The organism is Paraburkholderia gardini, assembly GCF_907164545.1.
GTDB classification, from domain to species: Bacteria; Pseudomonadota; Gammaproteobacteria; order Burkholderiales; family Burkholderiaceae; genus Paraburkholderia; species Paraburkholderia gardini.
Genome location: NZ_CAJQZB010000071.1, coordinates 1 through 2991, shown reverse-complemented (window position 1 = coordinate 2991; position 2991 = coordinate 1). Strand labels below are relative to the sequence as shown.

The 2991-nt window shown below is 53.8% G+C and carries 6 protein-coding genes; all 6 read left to right on the top strand.

The features are described 5' to 3' along the window. A partial coding sequence (locus LPA37_RS27565) for an RHS repeat-associated core domain-containing protein (RefSeq protein ID WP_324251910.1) occupies positions 1 to 629 on the top strand: 629 nt, incomplete at its 5' end. A gap of 15 nt (positions 630 to 644) precedes the next feature. Then, complete coding sequence (locus tag LPA37_RS27560) at positions 645 to 1064, top strand: DUF4279 domain-containing protein (RefSeq protein WP_229014250.1); 420 nt, start codon at positions 645 to 647, stop codon at positions 1062 to 1064. A 30-nt stretch (positions 1065 to 1094) separates the two neighbouring features. Continuing rightward, positions 1095 to 1580 carry an RHS repeat-associated core domain-containing protein gene (locus tag LPA37_RS27955; protein WP_407672643.1) on the top strand — a complete coding sequence of 162 codons (486 nt, stop codon included), beginning with the start codon at positions 1095 to 1097 and terminating at the stop codon, positions 1578 to 1580. Next, a complete protein-coding gene (locus LPA37_RS27555) occupies positions 1537 to 1746 on the top strand; it encodes a hypothetical protein (RefSeq protein WP_229014249.1) in 210 nt (69 codons plus the stop codon). The genes LPA37_RS27955 and LPA37_RS27555 overlap by 44 nt, the downstream gene beginning before the upstream one ends. 9 nt (positions 1747 to 1755) lie before the next feature. Further along, the gene (locus LPA37_RS27550; RefSeq protein ID WP_229014248.1) at positions 1756 to 2136 is read left to right on the top strand and encodes a DUF6984 family protein; all 381 of its coding nucleotides are present in this window, start codon (positions 1756 to 1758) and stop codon (positions 2134 to 2136) included. A gap of 230 nt (positions 2137 to 2366) precedes the next feature. Then, the gene (locus tag LPA37_RS27545) at positions 2367 to 2978 is read left to right on the top strand and encodes an RHS repeat-associated core domain-containing protein (protein ID WP_229014247.1); all 612 of its coding nucleotides are present in this window, start codon (positions 2367 to 2369) and stop codon (positions 2976 to 2978) included. The last annotated feature ends 13 nt before the right edge of the window (positions 2979 to 2991 follow it).

The window sequence follows — 2991 nt, the reverse complement described above, 5'->3', positions numbered from 1 at the left end:
ACCAGCAGGGCAGCGTGGTGGCGCTGGCGAACGGCACGGGTGCGACGATCGCAAGTCAGGCGTATGGGCCGTTTGGCGAGACGGATGGCACGCCGGCGTCGCGCTTCGGGTACACGGGGCAGCAGTATCTGGCGCCGCTGGGGCTTTACTATTACAAGGCGCGGATGTACTCACCGGAGCTGGGGCGGTTCCTGCAGACGGATCCGGTGGGGTATCGGGATGATCTGAACTGGTATGCGTATGTGGGCAACAACCCGATCAACTTCACCGATCCGACGGGGATGATTGCGGCTTCGGGGTTTGCATCGACGAGCAGCACGTCGACTGCCTCTGCAAATGTTCCGGCTCCGCCTTCAACTAATGTTGGGACGAAGCTTGATGAGCCAACGTTCTCCATGCCGATAGCGGCGGTGGGGGATAAAACGGCGATTCAAGTTGCGGCATCCACAAACAACCCGCGATATGCCGCAAAAATGCTGGGGTACGATTACCGCACGTTTGGTGACATGCTGCACGTGTTAAAGCCGTCGGTCGGCTTGGGGCCGGCGGATAATGTTATGTTTCATGACAATGGGGACGTATATTTTAAAGGTGAATGGAAGGCTAATATTCACGATTACTCCCGTTAAAATACAGTGAAAAATATGAAACATCATCTTCTCGCACATGCAACGTTTACGATAACGGGTGATGCTGTACAACCCGAATATTGGACCAAATATTTTGACGTGGAGCCGGATCTTGCTATCAGCAAGGATCTGCCATTTGTGACGCCATCTGGTAGACCGCAGAGAGGAGTGGTTGGGGTGTGGGGGATATACAGTAAAGGGGAAGTTAAGAGTGATTCTCTCGATCCACATTTGCGATATTTAATAAAGCATCTCGATCTGCCGCGGGCCGATCTTCCTGTCCTGGTAAATGAGGTTGGCGCAAAAATGCGTTTCTTTTGTTATTGGTATAATGAAACTGGCAATAGGAAGCCAGAGATTGCAAGCGATATTTCTGAGCTCGCATCTTTACTTGGAATCAGCATCGAGATCGATGAATATCCGGGTCCATGGTGATCAGCTGGCTGATTTCGCGCGGGCGACAGCGTGGTTGCGCTGGCGAACGGCACGGGTCCGACGATTGCAAGTCAGGCGTATGGGCCATTTGGCGAGACGGACGGCACACCGGCGTCACGCTTCGGGTATACGGGGCAGCAGTATCTGGCGCCGCTGGGGCTTTACTATTACAAGGCGCGGATGTACTCGCCCACACTCGGACGATTCCTGCAGACGGATCCGGTGGGGACGGCTGACGATCTGAACCTGTATGCGTATGTGAAGAACAACCCCATTAACTTCACCGATCCGACGGGGATGATGGCGGCATCGGGGTTTGCGTCGACGAGCAGTGCGCCGCCTGTCGCCGTAAGCGCTCCGGTTCAGGTGGCCGTAAGTACGCCGAAGCTTGATGCGCCGACGTTCAGCACTCCGACGGTAGCGCCGTCCCTCGCGGGGCAACCGGTTCAATATGTGCCACTTGATACGAGTAATGACAGCAGTACTTGTCGCCGGTGTTGTTTGGGGGCATGGTGATCGTCATGTTGCTGATCCTGTCGCTGCTCGTGCGGAGATTTTGCAAAGTTTGCCGCCGCTGCAGCAGATTGGCGGCCCGTTTTGGGGAAAAACTCAGAACTATCAATATAGAGCGTTTCCGTTACCCAATGGTGACGTAAATATCGGCACGTATTTCTACAGATAGGCGAATATTATGTCGGATAAAAATTTTAGATCGCTTACCACATTAGAGAAAAATATGGCCATGACGCTAGTGTCGGTGGTGAAAGATAACGAAAATCTGGTAAAGCAGATCGAGTGCGCCCGAGTGAGAGCGATTGATGATTACGGGTCCCTTGAGTTTAATTTTACTGAAGCGGCTCCTTATGCCAATGTTAGCGGTCCCTTGGTAACTGGACAACAGGAAGATATCGATACGACTGCGATCTCGGGTCCATATATTAATTTTATCCTTCTTCTAAAGGCGGGCTTGATAACTGAGCTTGATATATACAAGGATGATGGGAGCAAGGCTGTAGCAGCGTACGATCCAGGCAAATTCTTTCTTAGTCTGGGGCTCCCGCCTGAAGGTTAAAAAAATTCACATGATTGATCTGTGTGATTCATAGACATCGCTTCACTTTCCCGACGGCGGTGTCCTTGGAGTGCTGGAGCTGGTAGCTCGGATGGGAGGCACGAGTTCCAGCACGAGCCGGTGGTGTTCGGCAAGCGTCATGCCGACTAGCCATTCGAGCTGCCGAATTCGCTCGTTCGGCTCGTTATTTGCGCTGATACAGACCGCGGTCCTCAGGATTACATCTACGGTTGGCTGCGAAATGTTGTCTGCGCAGCAGTGAATTTGTAGTACATCTGGGACTTTACTATTACAAGGCGCGGTTTTATTCGCCGGCGCTGGGGCGGTTCCTTCAAACCGACCCCGTTGGAACAGCTGACGATCTGAACCTGTATGCGTATGTTGGGAACAATCCGGTGAACTACACGGATCCAACGGGCGAATGGGCTATCAACGCTGCGATGGGAGCGCTCAATGCTGGCATAGGGTTCGGCGCGAGTTGGGCGACGGGAGAGCGAAACCCATACACCCTTGCAGTGAACGCCGGTGTTGATTTTGCTGTCGGCTTTGTGGCCGGTCCTGTCGCAGGCAACGCAGCCAGCGTAGGTACACAACTTGCCATGAAGACGGGACAGAATGCCGCTTCAACCATTATGAAAATGGAGGCTGGCTCTCTCTTTGCATTGGGAGCAACCGGTGAAGTTGCAAAGGCGGGTCTGAATCCTGGTTCCGCATCAACGTCTCAGACCGTCGCCGGTAGCGTTCTTGCCGGCGCACTTACTGCGGCGCCGGCTACGGTCGTCCGGTGCAACTGCTGGAGAACGGCACGACGAGTCTGGCGAAGTACAGCTACGACACGCTGAACCGTCGCACGCA